Annotated in this window: 12 protein-coding genes and 2 pseudogenes; 9 read left to right on the top strand and 5 right to left on the bottom strand. The window is 63.7% G+C overall.

Annotated features, from left to right (window positions below; genetic code table 11):
* Nucleotides 1–237, top strand: a 237-nt coding sequence (locus AB4Z10_RS18270; RefSeq protein WP_441471811.1) for an integrase core domain-containing protein, incomplete at its 5' end; no start/stop codon positions are given.
* A gap of 552 nt (nucleotides 238–789) precedes the next feature.
* Here the strand turns inward: AB4Z10_RS18270 and pdxR are convergent.
* A complete protein-coding gene (gene pdxR / locus AB4Z10_RS18275; protein ID WP_441471812.1) occupies nucleotides 790–2,277 on the bottom strand; it encodes a MocR-like pyridoxine biosynthesis transcription factor PdxR in 1,488 nt (495 codons plus the stop codon).
* Nucleotides 2,278–2,387: 110 nt separating this feature from the next.
* Between pdxR and AB4Z10_RS18280 the strand changes: the two genes are divergently transcribed.
* From AB4Z10_RS18280 to AB4Z10_RS18305, 6 genes and pseudogenes are all read left to right on the top strand, one after another.
* Entirely contained in the window at nucleotides 2,388–3,179 is a 792-nt protein-coding gene (locus AB4Z10_RS18280; protein ID WP_441471813.1) for a creatininase family protein, read from the top strand.
* Nucleotides 3,179–3,643, top strand: coding sequence for a GNAT family N-acetyltransferase (locus tag AB4Z10_RS18285; protein WP_441471814.1), 465 nt, complete (start codon nucleotides 3,179–3,181; stop codon nucleotides 3,641–3,643). The genes AB4Z10_RS18280 and AB4Z10_RS18285 overlap by 1 nt, the downstream gene beginning before the upstream one ends.
* A gap of 170 nt (nucleotides 3,644–3,813) precedes the next feature.
* Entirely contained in the window at nucleotides 3,814–4,146 is a 333-nt protein-coding gene (gene folB, locus AB4Z10_RS18290; protein WP_441471815.1) for a dihydroneopterin aldolase, read from the top strand.
* A gap of 445 nt (nucleotides 4,147–4,591) precedes the next feature.
* A pseudogene (locus AB4Z10_RS18295) lies at nucleotides 4,592–5,605 on the top strand (IS110 family RNA-guided transposase).
* A gap of 354 nt (nucleotides 5,606–5,959) precedes the next feature.
* Complete coding sequence (locus tag AB4Z10_RS18300) at nucleotides 5,960–7,174, top strand: MFS transporter (RefSeq protein WP_441471816.1); 1,215 nt, start codon at nucleotides 5,960–5,962, stop codon at nucleotides 7,172–7,174.
* A 74-nt stretch (nucleotides 7,175–7,248) separates the two neighbouring features.
* A pseudogene (locus AB4Z10_RS18305) lies at nucleotides 7,249–7,912 on the top strand (glycosyltransferase); the annotation flags it as partial.
* Nucleotides 7,913–8,009: 97 nt separating this feature from the next.
* Here the strand turns inward: AB4Z10_RS18305 and AB4Z10_RS18310 are convergent.
* Both AB4Z10_RS18310 and AB4Z10_RS18315 read right to left on the bottom strand, forming a co-directional pair.
* Nucleotides 8,010–8,792 (bottom strand): SDR family oxidoreductase, encoded by a 783-nt coding sequence (locus AB4Z10_RS18310; protein WP_441471817.1) that lies wholly within the window; start codon nucleotides 8,790–8,792, stop codon nucleotides 8,010–8,012.
* Nucleotides 8,789–9,181 carry a nuclear transport factor 2 family protein gene (locus tag AB4Z10_RS18315; protein WP_441471818.1) on the bottom strand — a complete coding sequence of 131 codons (393 nt, stop codon included), beginning with the start codon at nucleotides 9,179–9,181 and terminating at the stop codon, nucleotides 8,789–8,791. Before AB4Z10_RS18315 ends, AB4Z10_RS18310 begins: the two co-directional genes overlap by 4 nt.
* Between AB4Z10_RS18315 and AB4Z10_RS18320 the strand changes: the two genes are divergently transcribed.
* Both AB4Z10_RS18320 and AB4Z10_RS18325 read left to right on the top strand, forming a co-directional pair.
* Nucleotides 9,167–9,586 (top strand): winged helix-turn-helix transcriptional regulator, encoded by a 420-nt coding sequence (locus AB4Z10_RS18320; RefSeq protein WP_441471819.1) that lies wholly within the window; start codon nucleotides 9,167–9,169, stop codon nucleotides 9,584–9,586. The two genes, AB4Z10_RS18315 and AB4Z10_RS18320, sit on opposite strands and share 15 nt — an antisense overlap.
* A gap of 717 nt (nucleotides 9,587–10,303) precedes the next feature.
* Nucleotides 10,304–12,577: an FdhF/YdeP family oxidoreductase gene (locus tag AB4Z10_RS18325; protein ID WP_441471820.1), complete on the top strand. Its 2,274-nt coding sequence runs from the start codon at nucleotides 10,304–10,306 to the stop codon at nucleotides 12,575–12,577.
* 256 nt (nucleotides 12,578–12,833) lie between these two features.
* Here the strand turns inward: AB4Z10_RS18325 and AB4Z10_RS18330 are convergent, their stop codons facing one another.
* Nucleotides 12,834–14,438 (bottom strand): MFS transporter, encoded by a 1,605-nt coding sequence (locus tag AB4Z10_RS18330; RefSeq protein ID WP_441471821.1) that lies wholly within the window; start codon nucleotides 14,436–14,438, stop codon nucleotides 12,834–12,836.
* Nucleotides 14,435–15,604: an HlyD family secretion protein gene (locus AB4Z10_RS18335; protein WP_441471822.1), complete on the bottom strand. Its 1,170-nt coding sequence runs from the start codon at nucleotides 15,602–15,604 to the stop codon at nucleotides 14,435–14,437. The genes AB4Z10_RS18330 and AB4Z10_RS18335 overlap by 4 nt, the downstream gene beginning before the upstream one ends.
* Between the last annotated feature and the right edge of the window lie 40 nt (nucleotides 15,605–15,644).

Here is a 15,644-nt window from a genome sequence, read left to right on the forward strand (position 1 = left end):
ACGCTCGACTTCTCCCGCCCGGGAAAGCCGACCGACAATGCCTTCATCGAAGCCTTCAACGGCCGTTTCCGCAGCGAGTGCCTGAACACGCACTGGTTCCTGACGCTTGCAGATGCGGCCGAAAAGATGGAGGCTTGGGTCAGATACTATAACGAGGATCGGCCGCACGGGGCCATCGGCAACAAGCCACTGATCCTGCTGCAAAATCCCGGCGGGACACCCAGCTCACCGCCGTGATCGAAGGCCGGAAACTCCAGCCTCCGGCGGTCCAGCAAACGGTCTCGGATCAACCGCCTTGAAGCATTCGATCATTCTCAAGTTGAGGTCCATGAGACGATGGCTCTCATATCCGGTGCGTATGGATTGCGGTCCGAATTTCATTCGTCGAGCACAGTCTTGCAATGTCAAATGCGGCGATTGCGTTCGCCATAGCGGCGCTCCGCGTCGCCTTCAGTTGCTCGACGGCCTACGGACAGTCGACAACCCTCGATCGGGTCAAGGCTTGCGGCAAACTGAGCTGTGGTGTCAGCCAGGTGGTGGGCGGCTTCTCGATGCCGGATGGAATCGGCGTCTGAAAGGGTTTCGACACGACGTTCGGAAATGCAGTCCGGCATGCACGCCGAGCGCGATGAGTTCAGCCTTGTTGCTCACCCTGCCCTCATCGTGGACCTCGCGTCCTCGCGATCGGCGACCGAATGCACGTCATAGCAATCGGGGCCATGAGCCGATTCCGGCCTCCACGAATCCGGATTCCCGTGGCTATAGGCCCCTGCGAATCCCTCCGGGACTTCAAACAGACAGCCGCAGGGCGTTCGCGAAGTGCATCATTGCATCTTCCATGTCCTGTGGGGGCCGGGAGGCGAAACCCATGAGCCAGCCTCCGGTCGGCGCGGAGCCGAGCGCCAGCCGACCGAGACCGCGCAGAGCAATGCCCGAGCGCTCCGCGACGGCGAGCGTCGCCGCCTCGTCCAGCGCGCTCTTCAGCATCGCGGTGACGTGGAGTCCCGCCCGCGGCACATTGCAAGCGGCAAAGGCGCCCAGATGCCGGTTGAATGCTGCGACGAACCGATCCCGGCGCGCCTGGTATATCTGCCGCATCCGTCGGGTATGCGCGGTGAAATGTCCTTCCCGCATGAAATCGGCCAGCACCACCTGATTGAGCTTGGCGGCGGAACCGTCGATCAGCGAGCGCCCGGTAACGAAGGCCGCAGCCAGGTGCTCCGGCACGACGAGGTACGCGATCCGAAGCCCCGGAAATAGCACCTTGGTCATGGTGCCGACGTAGAGGACATTGGCCCGCGCATTCAAACTCTGGAGCGCGGCGATAGGCCTACCATCGTAGCGGAATTCGCTGTCGTAGTCGTCTTCGACGATCCAGGAGCCGTTCCTCTCCGACCAATCGAGCAGCGCCAGCCTTCTGTCGAGCGACATGGTGACGCCGAGGGGATATTGGTTCGACGGCGTGACGTAGGCGGCGCGGACCCGTGCCTCCGCCTTCGCGAGTTGCTCGACCGAGAGTCCCTCCTGGTCGACAGATATCGGGAGCAGCATGGTGCCCGCGCCTCGGAACGCCATCTGCGCACCGTGGTAGCCGGGATCTTCGATGGCGATTAGGTCCCCGGCCGAGGCCACCAGCTTCGCGATCAGGCTGAGGGCCTGCTGCGAACTGCTGAGAACGAGAATCTGCCCGGGACTGGCGACGATTCCGCGGCAGGCCGCGAGGTAGTGCGCGATTTCTTCGCGCAGAGGCAAATAGCCCTGCGCCTCTGCGTAGAGCAGGTCCGTGCGTGATCGTGCGCGGACGGCGCGGGCAGCGATGCGCTGCCAGGTTTGCAGCGGGAAGATCTCGACATCTGGGAGCAAGGTGAAAGGCACCGGCCTGCCGTGGTCGATGATGCCGCCGCCGGCCGTCAGGAGCTGCCCGCGCTCGGATAATCCCGCGATCCCGCGGCCCTTCGCGCGCGCTCGGCCATTGGGCCCGGCGGGTGCGGCATCGCGCGGCGCGACAAAGGTGCCGCTTCCCTGCCGCCGCACGACAAACCCCTCGAGTTCGAGCTGATGATAGGCGGCATCAACGGTTTCACGGGCAAGGCGGGCCTGCTTTGCCAGCATCCGGCTCGACGGCAGGCGCGCTCCCCCAGGAGCGTGGCCTTCCAGCACGAGGCGCCGCACGGCTTGTTGCAACCGCGCTGCCAAAGACGCTGGCGGAGTGGCTGTCTCCAGCAGCGTCAGCAGGATCTCGGCCGTCGATCGTGTCCGTGAAAGTGGCCTGGTCATACTGTCCAAATTGGCTGAATTTGCCTGGTCAATTCGCCCGTATAAGGGCGCCTTTGGTGCACGGCAATGCCGGAGGGCGGCACGCCAACCACCCCTGCAACGAGGCTGCTATGCTATCCGACCTCCATTGGGCCGCGCGGACGGCCGAGGATCTCAACGATCTCGCGCAGAGCGATGCGATCGTGCTGCTGCCCGTGAGCTCCACCGAGCAGCACGGTCCGCATTTGCCGACGGGCTGCGATACAATCCTGACCGAAGCGGTCGCCGGGTGGGTGGCTCGTCTTGTCGCGCCTCATCGCCCGATCCTCATCGCTCCGACGGTCTGGATCGGGCTCGCTCAGCACCACATCGCATTTGGCGGGAGTTTCAGCGTTTCCATGGCGACCTATCACGCCTTGCTCCGCGACATCGTCACGTCGATCAAGGTCGCCGGTTTCCGCAAGGTTCTGCTCGTGAACGGACATGGCGGTAACATCTCGGCCCTGCATGTGCTGACTGATGTTCTCACGCAGGAAACAGGACTGGCCGTGGCGAGCACGACTTATACGCTCCTCCCCAATCAGCAGCGCGCACTGGAGGCGATCCTCGAAGACCAGTTGGTTCTGCAGCATGCCTGCGAGGCTGAAACCTCTATGATGATGGCCGTACAGCCCGATCTGGTCCGGACCGAGCGGCTTGGTGAGGCATTTCAGCCCGGATACCGCAAGGGCGACGCGTCGCCGCTGAGCGATCCATTGCTGCTCTGGACCTCTTTCAAGGACTTCTGCCCGAGCGGCGTTCGCGGCGACGCCCGGCGCGCTTCGACAGAAAAGGGCGAGCGTATCCTTGAGGTTGCGGCGGAACTTCTGGCCGCGAAGCTCATCGCCGGCGAACCGTGGAACAGGCAGGGAGGTTCTGCGTGATGGGGTGGGGCATCGCGGTCAGAGACGTCGAGCGATGCGATTTCGAGCAATGGCGGACGCTCTGGGACGGCTACCACAGCTTCTATGGGCGCACAGGCGAAGCGGCTTTCGCCGACGACGTCACATTGACCACCTGGGGGCGGTTCTTCGACTCCTACGAGCCGGTCCACGGCCTCGTCGCGGAGCATGCCGGCACGCTCCTCGGCCTCACGCACTACATCTTCCACCGCAACACCACCATGATCGGGCCGACCTGCTACCTGCAGGACCTGTTCACGAGCGAAGCCACGCGGGGCAAAGGCGTCGGCCGGAAGCTGATCACGGAGGTCTATGAGCGCGCGAGCCGAGCCGGGGCTAAACGCGTCTATTGGCAGACTCATGAAAGCAACGCACCAGCACGCAAGCTCTATGACAACGTTGCCCGTTGCTCAGGCTTCATTGTCTATCGCAAGGAGCTGGCCTGATCTCGAGCGACCTCACCGTCACCGTTCTTCCGAGGCGAATGTTCACCCGAGCAGTGCCTTCCCGATCGCATGACTTTTGACCACACGCCCTGGCAATCAAGCCTTTGGCGAACACCGGAGCTGAAAGATGAGTCGGACTGGGCAAATCCTGATCCAGGAACTCGATCTCTATGTCCTATCACGGGCAGTTTGCCGAGGAAGAGCGGCTGGGCCAGCGCTTCGTCATCGATCTCGTGCTCGATTGTGACCTGAGAGCGTCCTCTACTAGCGACAATCTGGCCGACCCGGTGAATTATGGGGACGTGGTCGCATTGGTGACCAAGACCTTCTCCATCAGACGTTTCAAGTTGCTCGAAGCCGCCGCTCGCTCCTTAGCCGACGCCATTTTCGTCGCCTATCCACCGATCAATGCCATTGCTTTAACGTTGCGCAAGCCCTCTCCACCAATCCCGGGCAGAATGACTGCGGTGGGCATCAAACTGGATTTTGCCCGTGAAAGCTGACGCAGCGATCGCCAAATGCGGTCGCAACGCTCAAGTCCGCGTGCTCGCGATGCGTTCCGCGCCGAAGCCAACGGGCATTTGGCCAGCAAGATCAACGACACCGCATCCGAGGTCGGTCAGATTTGGCCCTCTTATGGTGCCTTGGACGATTGCCGAAAAGCAGACGTTTGCAACGCCAGAAAAGGTTCGATTGTGTTGAAAAAAGTCCGGCTAGCGCCAAATTCGTTCGAGGTCGGCGCTAGACGGAGAGGAATTTTCTTCACGATTCAGGAAAATGCCCTTCGCGTCCGAACATCGCGTCAGCGTAGAGATGAAATTTCTACTCTTCGGCCGAGTAAACCGGCGCGAAGTATTGCAGCGAACTTTTTCAACATGGGGTAACGGTCTGGCTGCTCTTCTTTGGAGACCGATAGGGTTGTCTCCGCTGCAGAAGAGGAGATCGATCATGGAGTATTTTGCTGGACTGGACGTCTCGATGGAGGAGACGCACATCTGCGTCGTCGATCGCGACGGCGCGGTTATGCACGAGGTCAAAGCCATCTCGTCCTCGGTGGCGATAGCGGCAGCCCTGGAGCAAGCGCCCCGCTGCACGCGGGTGGTGTTCGAGACGGGCCGGATGGCGCCGATGCTCTATCACGGTTTGGCCGAACTTGGCGTTCCGGTCATCTGCATCGAGAGCCGACAGGCCTATCAGGCGCTCAAGATGCTGGCGACGCACAAGACCGACCGCAACGATGCGCGCGGGCTGGCGCAGCTGGCGAGGACCGGCTTCTACAAGGCCGTGCATGTGAAGTCGCTACCGGCCCATGCGATCCGCGCGCTGATCGCCGCCCGCAAGAAGCTCGTCGGGTAACGCGTCACGCTGGAGAACCAGATCCGGGGGCTGGCGGTGGTGTTCGGCGTCCGCTTGCCGCGCGGGCTCAGCCCGGCCTTCCGTCGACGAGGTCGTGCGGATGAGCGACGGAATCACCGGCTTGGCCGGCGCCATGCGCGGCCTCGTCGCGGCCCGGGACGCGGTTCTTGGCGCGGTCGCCGCCATCGACGCGGATATGAAGCGCCTCGTTCGCGCCTCCGACACCTGCCGTCGGTTGATGACCATCCCCGGCGTGGGCCAGCTCACCGCGCTGGCCTTCACCGCCGCCGTCGATGATCCGTCGCGCTTCCGGCGCTCGCGCGACCTTGGTGCCTATCTCGGTCTTGTTCCCGTCGCTATCAGTCCGGCGAGATCGACTATGTCGGCAGCATCTCCAAGGTGGGCGACCAACGCATGCGAATCCTGCTCTATGAAGCGGCCAACGTCACGCTCACCCGCTATAAGGGCAAACTGAAGCTGAAGGACTGGGCGCTCGCCATTGCCAGGCGCTCGACAATGCGTAAGGCGCGGATCGCGCTCGCCCGCCGTCTCGCGATCATCATGCACGCCATGCTTCGGCATGGCACCGAGTTCCGGCCCGCCTGACAATCAGAGCCAGGCAGAGGCAGACGAGACAGGAGGCCGCAACGAGCTCCCGAGCGGGAGCGACGCCCAAGGGAGGGAGCAGATGATGGCGCCGATTCCGTAGCATGCTGCCGACCAGGTCGGCCGACTGCGCTTTCAACCAAGCCACCTTGCACCCAGCTGACCCCATCAAGTGCCAATGAGCACGCAGAGAACACAGGCACCCAACGGCTGCCAGACCTTGACCCGTTAGAGAACACAATCGGTCGGGAGCGGAAGTCGCTTGAACGGTATCCAACTTGTTGCGAACCTGTCGCTCGCGGCGAAAGAGGTTCATGTATCAGGCTTAAGATCAGCTTCTTCGAAGTAGAGCGAGTGTCGTATCGGTCAAGCCTAGATTGGCTGAACTTCCTGCTGGCGGATCTGCGCGGCGGGCTCGGCCCCTACGTCAATGTCTTCCTGCTCACGGAGGTCGGATGGGACCAGGCGAAGATCGGGGCGCTGCTCACCGTCAGCGGTCTGATCGGCATTGCCTTTCACGCGCCGATCGGCGCCCTGATCGACGCCACGCGCGCCAAGCGCGGCCTGATGGTGGGCGGGGCCTGGCTTCTCGCGCTCCTGGGGGCGGGCATCGCGACCTATCCGACGATTGCGGTCGTGTTCGTCGCGGATGTCAGCATGGCGCTCCTCGGCGCCGTCTTTGCACCCACGATCGCGGCGATCACGCTCGGGCTCTACGGCTCCCGCGACGTTGCCGCGCAGCTCGGGCGCAATGCCGCATTCGACCGGTTCGGCAACCTGTTCATAGCCGCGCTGGCTGCGGTGGTCGGCACAAATTTCGGGCAACGTGGTGTCTTCTATATGCTTCCGCTATTCGCCGGGCTGTCGATGATCGCGGTCCTTTCGATCCCGGCCGGTGCCATCGATCATGAGCGCGCTCGCGGCCTCGATGACGTCGCCCCCGAAGCCGGCTGGCCCTATCCCTGGCGGCAGTTGTTCGCCGAGCGCCCCTTTTCCGTGCTGGCGATCGGCACGGCGCTGTTCCACTTCGCCAATGCGCCGATGCTGGCCCTCGCAAGCCAGAAGCTGGCACTTGAGGCAAAGGGCTTCGAGTCCGCCGTGACGTCGGCGGCGATCATCATCGCCCAGCTCGCGACGATCCCGATGGCCTTCCTCGTGATGCGCGCCAACCGGATCGGCGGCAAGCCGCTGCTCATCCTGGCGTTCGCCGCTCTCCCGCTGCGCGGCATCCTCTTCGCCACGGTCGACGACCCCTACTGGATGATCGCCTTCCAACTTCTCGACGGGGTCGGGGCCGGGTTGTTCGACGTGTTGCTGCCGCTCGTTCTCTACGGCGCCGTCCTGGGCAGCGGTCGCTACAACATGGCGCGCGGAATGCTCGGTACCATTCAAGGTATAGGAGGCGCATCAAGCTACGCATTCGCTGGCAGCTTGGTCGTTTGGGGCGGATACAATGTCGCCTTTGCCGTGCTCGCCGGAGTGGGGGTAATCGCCCTTCTTCTTATTCTGACGGCTATGCCGGAGACTGTCTCGCAGGCCCGACCAAAAACCCGCATCGGCGAGCTCTGACCCTGAACTTCCGGCCGCGATCGGCGTTGAAAGCGCGCCCGCGTTCGCAGGGCAGGTTGGCCGGAGAGCAAGGGATGCGGATCGCGCAAGCTGCGGCGCTGGCGGAACCGGTTCCTCCACGGCTGTATGGGGGCACGGAACGGGTGGCGTCATGGCTGACCTAGGAGCTCGTGCGGCAGGGGCATCAGATCACCTTGTTCGCCTCGGGCGATTCCGAGACCTCGGCCGAGTTGGTCGCCTGCGCACCCGGAGGCTTGCGGCTGTCAGGAATTCGAGATCACACCGCCAGCCACCTCGCGATGCTCGCGTGAGTCCGGGAACGGCAGGCGTCATTCGACGTCATCCATTTCCATCTCGATCTGCTCCAGCACGCTATGTTCTCGGACCTGACCCATAAATGCGTGACGAGGCTGCATGGTCGCCTGGACCTGCCCGATTTCCTGCCGGTCTATCATGCATTCCCGCGGATGCCGCCGATCTCAATCTCCGACGGCCAGCGGAAGCCGATGCCCAGCACCCGTGAACTGGCTGGCGACCGTCCATCACGGACTGGGGCAGGGACTATGTCCGTTCAATGAGCGGGGAGGGGATTACCTCTGCTTCCTGGGTCGGATCGCTCCGGAGAAGCCACCCGACCGCGCGATCAAGATCGCCAAGCGTGCCGGGATGCGCATTCGGATCACTGTGAAGGTCGACCCCGTCGATGAGGATTATTTCCGAAACATGATCCAGCCGCTTGGCCTCCGTGCGACGCACTGTGGCCGGCGGGCGCATGAGGTTCATGCCGCTATCCGACACGCACTGAGCGGCTCCGTTGGCGGGCGATCTCTGCCAGTCAAGCCGTCGGGATCGTACCCCCATCGACGACGAACTCGGTCCCACTGATGGCGCCGGCGCGCGGCGAGACGAGGAACGCGATGAGGTCGGCGACCTCCGGCGGCTTCGCCGGCCGGCCCAGAGGTATGCCGCCCAGGCTGTTTATGATGATCTGCTTGCCACCCTCATAGTCGGTGCCGGCCTGCGCGGCCAGACGCTTGGCGAGAGCGATCGCGGCCTCCGTTTCGATCCAGCCGGGGGAGACGCGCACCACGCGGATTCCCTTCGGCGTCACCTCCTTGGACAGACTCTTGCTGTAGGTCGAAAGTGCTGCCTTCGCCGCCGCATAGGCGGTCGTCGACTCGGGCAGCGGCAGGACATGCTGGATCGATGTGACGTGAACGATAACACCCGCCCCTTGCTCGATCATCGCCGGCAGCAGCGCCCGGTCCAGCCGAACGGCGGGCATCAGATTGAGGTTCAGTTCCTGCTGCCATTGCTGATCGTCCAAAGCGGCGAAGCCGCCGGCCGGCGCGCTCGATCCGCCGACGACATGGACGATGATGTCGACGCCTCCGAGGCAGTCGAACACCGCTTTGACCACTGTCGCGCAACCTTCGGCCGTGGCGATGTCGGCCGCGACATAGTGTAGATGCCCCGAAGCCGATCCGGGCACGCTGCGCGCCGTCGCCACCACCCGCGCTTCTGCTTCCCGAAGGACCGAGACGACGGCGGCCCCGAGGCCTTTCGTGCTGCCTGTCACGAGGGCACGGCGTCCATTCAAATCAAGTTCGAAGCTCACGGTGCAATCTCCAGCGAGACGATCGCATCGCTTGCGAGAACGAAGACGAAACGCAGATCGACGGGGCTGCCAGGGAAGTTGCCGGTCAAATGGCTCGTCACGATCGTCCGGTCGCCTTCGGCGGCGATCGCGACAGGCTCAACTACATAGCTGTATTGCGACGAGGCTTGCGCCTTCCAACGACGGATCGCGTCACGCCCGGTGTAGGTCCGGCGTTCGTCGATGACAGTGGCGTTCTCGGCGAAACAGCGGGCGACCGCTTCGCATCCTTTCGATCGGCGGCGAAGTAATCCGCGATCGGCTTGGGGAGCGTGAAGTGCATAGGGCATCTCCGGCTTGTTGCTTACGCTTGGAGATCGACCTAAACTCACCGAATGACAAGTACGCATGAAAAAGTAAGGTACATACCTGATGGTGAGCCGCAGGGCCACACGCGGGAATCGGCGGCGGAAGGCGTCGAGAAGGTGCTGAAGCTTCTGGAGGGGCGCTGGAAGCTCGTGATCCTGTTCCATCTCTTCGGCGGACGGATCCTGCGCTTCTCCGATCTCGAACGGGCAATCCCCGCCGTCTCCCAAAAAATGCTGATCCAGCAGCTCCGACAGATGGAGCAAGACGGCATCGTCCGCCGCATTGTGCACCATCAGGTGCCGCCAAAGGTCGAGTACGGGCTGACCGAGTGGGGACAGGCCCTTTGCCCTGCGCTCGACGCCCTGCTGACATGGGCTGCTTTGCGCGAGGACATGCGGCCATCGGACGGTGCCGCCTCGCCTACGGCTGCGGAAGGGCAGGGCTAGGCGGGCGGTTCGGTATCGTTGCCTGTTCCGTTGGCCTGGCGAAGGCGCGTGGAGGACAGCCCATGCTCTTCCAGGCTCGCAGAAGCCGTGTTGAAACGGCCCAGATGTGCCTTGGCTTCGGTCGCGCTGGTTGCCTGAGCGCTCATTTCATCGCCCGCACGTTGCGCAGGCTCCGCAGCTCAGGCGATCCCTACGATCCAGACAAACCAACTTAGCTTTGAGCTTCGGCCATCGCCCAGGTTGAACCCGCGTCCTGCATTAGCCGTCGGCAGAACCTTCGTGTCGAAATGCGAGACCGAGGAACGACGGGCTCGATGCGGCCGAGTACACCGCCAGTGCGAAAGCGGTCAGGCTAGAGCCGCACAAGCTCAGGAGGAAGCAGCTTCACCTGCCAAATAGGGCCGTTAATGGCCCCTAGCTGACTTGTGGAACTTCCGCTCTCGGGCGGCCTAATTCGCGATTTTCAAATTAGCCCGCGGCTGGCACGGCACTACCGCACAGCTCACCGAGCTTTTTTCGGCGCAGCATCATGACGAGCTCAAAATCATACTTGCTGAAAAACCGGTCACGCTCGCTGGCAAGTCACGCGCGGGTGGCAAGATCTTCATCGCTTTTTTTAGGCTTCGGCGGGTGTAACCCCAAACCTAGGTATGATGGCCGTTGCCGCGATAACGGGAGATTGGACGCTGACAACATTCTCCATGCGGGAGCCTCATCATGGCGGACGACGCGACCGACGGCATCAAGCCATATTCAGGACCGGCGGGAGGCTGGGGAGCCCTGAAGGCAGTCGCTGAGGCGCTCCGCAACGAAATGGGCACCAGCAGCGGCACACGGGCTCTGCTGCGGATGAACCAGCCGACTGGCTTCGATTGTCCCGGCTGCGCCTGGCCGGACCCCAAGCACACCTCCTCCTTCGAGTTCTGCGAGAACGGCGCCAAGGCCGTTACCTGGGAGGCGACCGTCAAGCGTGCCGGACCGAGCTTCTTTGCGGAACACACGGTGTCCGAGCTTTGGACGTGGTCGGACCATGCACTGGAGGACGCCGGCCGGCTGACGCACCCCATGCGCCATAACAGGGAAACGGATCGGTTCGAGATCGTCGAATGGCAGGAAGCCTTCGCCGAGATCGGCGCGCGCCTGCGAGCGCTTGATCATCCTGACAAGGCCGAGTTCTACACTTCGGGCCGAGCCTCCAACGAGGCCGCCTTCCTCTACCAGCTCTTCGCCCGCGCCTTCGGGACCAACAACTTCCCCGACTGCTCGAACATGTGCCACGAGGCGACGAGCGTCGGACTTCCGCAGTCGATCGGCGTCGGCAAGGGGACGGTGACGCTGGAGGATTTCGACCTCGCCGACGCGATCTTCTGCATCGGCCACAATCCCGGCACCAACCATCCGCGGATGCTGACGACCCTGCGCGAGGCTTCCAAGCGCGGCGTGCCCATCGTCGTCGCAAATCCTTTGAAGGAACGCGGCCTCGAACGCTTCGCTGCTCCCCAAGACCCGGTCGAGATGACGACGTTCAGCTCGACGCCGCTTGCCTCCGCCTACTACCAGCCGAAGGTCGGCGGCGACGCGGCGATGCTGAAAGGGATGATGAAGGCTTTGCTGGCTGCCGATCGGGCGCAGATCGACGACGGCGGCGAAGGGCTGCTCGATCGCCCGTTCATCGCCGAACACACGACGGGGTTCGCAGCACTCGTCGGTGACATCAATGCGACCTCGTGGGCGCAGATCGAGGCCCGGTCGGGCTTGTCCCGCGCCGACATCGAGGCCATGGCGCAGGTTTACTGGAGCGCTGAGCGCGTGATCATCTGCTACGGCATGGGCCTGACGCAGCATCGCCACGGCACCGAAAACGTCCAGCAGCTCGCCAATCTCCTGCTGATGCGCGGCCAGATCGGCAAGCCCGGCGCAGGCATCTGCCCGCTGCGCGGCCACAGCAACGTGCAAGGCGACCGGACCGTCGGCATCACGGAAATTCCGACGGAAGCGTTTCTGGAGAAGCTGGACAAGGCCTTTGGACTGAGTGCGCCGCGCAAGCACGGCCACAATGCGGTCGAAGCCGTGGCTGCCATGAAGGAGGGGACCGCGCGAGCCTTCATCGGGCTGGGGGGCAATCTCGCCGTGGCGATGCCCGATCCGGAAGCTTGCTTCGCGGCCTTCCGCAAACTCGATCTGTCCGTGCAGATCATCACCAAGCTCAACCGGACAGCCCTGCTCACCACGCCACACAGCTACATCCTGCCCTGCCTCGGCCGGACGGAGCGGGACGAGCAGCAAGGCGTGCCGCAGTCGATCACCGTCGAGGATTCGATGTCGATGGTGCATGCCTCGCGCGGCGGCTTGAAGCCCGCCTCGGACCTTCTGCTCTCGGAGCCCGCGATCATTGCCGGGCTGGCGCGCGCGACTTTGGCCGATAGCGCCATCGACTGGGAGGGAATGATCGCCAACTACGACCGCATCCGCGACAAGATCGAGGAGGTCTTCCCGGACTTCCATGATTTCAATACCCGTGTTCGCAAGCCCGGCGGCTTCCGGCTCACCGTTGCAGCGTCCGATCGCGTCTGGGCCACGCCGGATGGGAAGGCCCGCTTCCTGACTTTCGAGGGCGTCGACGAGGACGATCATCGCGACGATGACACCTTGGTGCTGACGACGATCCGCAGCCACGAACAGTACAACACCACGATCTACGGGATGAACGATCGCTATCGCGGTATCAGCGGGCGGCGCGACGTTGTCTTCGTGAACGAGGCGGATCTGAGCGATCTCGGCTTGTCTCATGGCGACCGGATCGACGTCGTCGCCGGCCCCGGGCGGGTACTTGCCGGCCAGACGGCCGTCGCTCATCCGATTTCGAAAGGATCGGTCGCGGCTTATTACCCCGAAGCCAATCTGCTGCTGGGTTTGCACGACTATGACCGGAGCAGCGGTACGCCCAGCTACAAGTCAATTCCGGTCATTCTGCGCGCTGCCGCTGGCTGAGCCGGCTCCTTAGCCGCCCGGCAGAATTTGGCGTGGCCGCGCGCACCTGAGGCGGGTTCGCGCGCAGAATGCGTGGCAGCGTGTCTGAGCCGCCGGCGATCCAGTCGGATCCGATCGTTCGTCGCATTGTCACGGGCCCTGCGGCGATTCCGGATGATCATGCGCGACAACGACGTCGCTTCGTAGCCCATCCATGCAGCTAACTCGTTTCGCCGGTGTGTTTCTGGCCGACTGAGAATTAGTCGGCCCGGAATCCTCACGCGGATGGGAGAAGAGATTCCGCTGGTATGACCCGAGCCGAACCGGCTTTCGGCGCCAACGCGGCCAGAATGCAGCAAAGAACGGCAACGCCCGCAGCGGCCGCGAAAGCGTCGATATAGGCCAGGACCGCCGCCTGCTGACCGACCGCTGTCGCCAGCACTTTCAGTTCCAGCGCCGCCGCTTGCGATGTCGTGGCGAGACGGTGCGCAATCGAATATCCGTAGTCCGCGAGCCGATGCGCCGTGTCCGCCGTCTGCCCCTGCACGTGCAATCCTAGCAGATTGGAGTGGATCTGCTCGCGCACTCTAACAAAGGTTTGCATGAAGGCGGTCCCGGCCTCGCCACCAAGAAGCCGACTGGTCTGCATGAAGGCGCCGACCGTCACGGCTTGCTCGGGCTTCACTGTTCTCGATACGAGGGCTACGAGGCTGGTCAGGGCGAGGGACTGGCCGACGGCCTGCAGGATCTGCGAGGGCAGGAAATCGCCCGTCGCCCAGGATCCGGTCATCTGGGTCAATAGGAGGCAAGCGATCGCGACCAGTCCCGCGCCCGCGATAAGCGTCCAGCGGGGATCGAGGCGCTTGATCAGAATGGCCAGCGGGACGACGAGAAAGACCTGCGGCGCGGCTATCCAGACGAGCACTGCGCCGATGTCCAGCGAGCGGTAGTTCTGCAGCGTCTGAAGGTAGGTCGGGATGACATAGGCCGTCGAGAGAATGATGAATCGGAATCCGGCGAGCAGCACAAACAGCACCAGGAGGCCCGGAACGGCGAGCAGGCGCAGATTCAGCGCCGGGCGGCTGGCCGTCGTTTCTCTTGCGACGAAGGCGATGATTGCCAGGCCGCCGGCGACGAGCAAGCCGTTGATCAGCCCGCTGCCGAGCCAGTCCAGGCGGTTGCCCTGGTCGAGCGCGATGTAGAGCGCGCCGAGCCCTAGCCACGCATAGGCCAGCCCGCTGCCGTCGAGGTTCTTGAGCGGGTCGCGGATGGGCGTGTCCCTGGGCATCCCGAGCCAGACGCACAGACCCATCAGCGGCAGCACGAGGCAATATTGCCAGGATATCCAGCGCCAGGACCAATGGTCGAGATAGAATCCTTCGAGCGAGGCCGCCACATTCAGCGAGATCTCCAGATTCATCGCGTAGACCGCGATGCCGTAGGGCAGCAGCGGCTTGGGCAGATAGCGGATGATGAAGATGATCGTCAGCGGTATGAAGGTTCCCGTACCGAGCCCGGCGAAGAATTGCGCGGCGATATAGCCGTGGACAGTGTGAGATAGTGGCGCGAGCAAGAAGGCGACGAAGGAGACGACGATGCCGCCCAGCAAAAGCCTTCGTCCGCCGATGACGGAAGCTATGTAGGGACATGAGATCCCCGAGATGAGCTGGCCGAGGCCGAGCGCCGTCGTGATCCAGGCCCCTTCATCGAAGCCAGCGCTCAAGCTGCCGCGAAGGTCGGCGAGACCGAAGGTGGTCACTCGCGTCCCGAGAGTCGCGATCATGGAGCCCAGCATCACACCCAGAAGGCCAATGTAGGGCTGCCAGGCGATCCCGGGCGTGGCGCTAGACACGAGGCTCTGGCTTTCGACGGAAACCGTCACGGCGCCCTCCCGGACGAAGCCCCTGCCGGGCCGGCTGCCTGGGGGCGGGCGGTGTCGATCGTGGCGACAACGGACATGCCCGGCCGGATCAAGGCTCCCAGATCGCGATTGGGATCGAGCGTGAGCTTGACCGGAATGCGCTGGACGACCTTGGTGAAGTTGCCGGTCGCATTGTCGGGAGGAAGCAAGGCGAAGACGCTGCCGGTGCCCGGAGACCAGCTCGCGACACGCGCCGTCAGCACGCTTCCCGGGAAGGCATCGACCGTGACCGTGGCCTTGTCGCCCACGCGGATATTGGTCATCTGCGTTTCCTTCAGATTGGCGACGACCCAGAGTTTTGTCATCGGCATGACGGTGATGATCTGGCTGCCGACGGAAACAAACTGTCCGGGATGGGCCTGCCTCGCACCGGTGAGGCCATCGACCGGAGCCAGGATGCGCGTGTAGCCGAGATTGTCATGAGCGAGCTTGAGCCGGGCTGCGGAGGCACTCACTTGCGCAGCGAGCTCGCGTTCGGTTGCATCGAGCGCGGTCAGGGCGGCTTCCTGCTGAAGCAATTGCGCACGCGACAGAGCCAGCGATCCAGCTGCCTTGGCTGCCGCGGCATCCGCCTGCTCGACCAGTTGTTCGGTTCCCGCGAGGCCTTTGCGCAGCAGCTCGCGTTGCCGGCTGGCCTCCGCATCGGCTCTCAGCACTTCGGCCTCGGCTATCGCGATCGTGGCCCTGGCCTGCTCGATCAATGTGCGCTGGATGGCGCGCTTGTCCGTGACCGAGGCGAGCGTCGCCCGGGCAGCGGCGAGATCGGCCTCGGCGAGGTCACGCTGCGCCAGATAGTCGGCGGGCTCGATCTCGGCGATCAGATCCCCCGCTCGCACGAGCTGATAATCATCGACCGCAACCGACCTGACCAATCCCGTGATTTGGGCAGAGAGCGGCGTGGTGTCGCCTGCTATGAAGGCGTTGTCGGTGGCCTGGTAGCGCGCCGACCCGGTCCAGCGGTCCCAATGCGCCGCGATGGCCCAACCGACCGCGACGATCGCGATCACAATTCCCGCATGGAACAGCGGATGGGCCAAGGCCGCGAGGCCGCGATAGCGCCAGGACGCCGGGCCGTCATACTGCTCAATGGGCGCGACGCTGTCGGTTTCGGTCACGGCAGATGTCATGGTCGTTCCTCCCGCTTTGAAGGACGAGGGCGCCAGTGGC

It is taken from the genome of Allobosea sp. RAF48 (genome assembly GCF_052114025.1).
Lineage (GTDB): Bacteria > Pseudomonadota > Alphaproteobacteria > Rhizobiales > Beijerinckiaceae > Allobosea.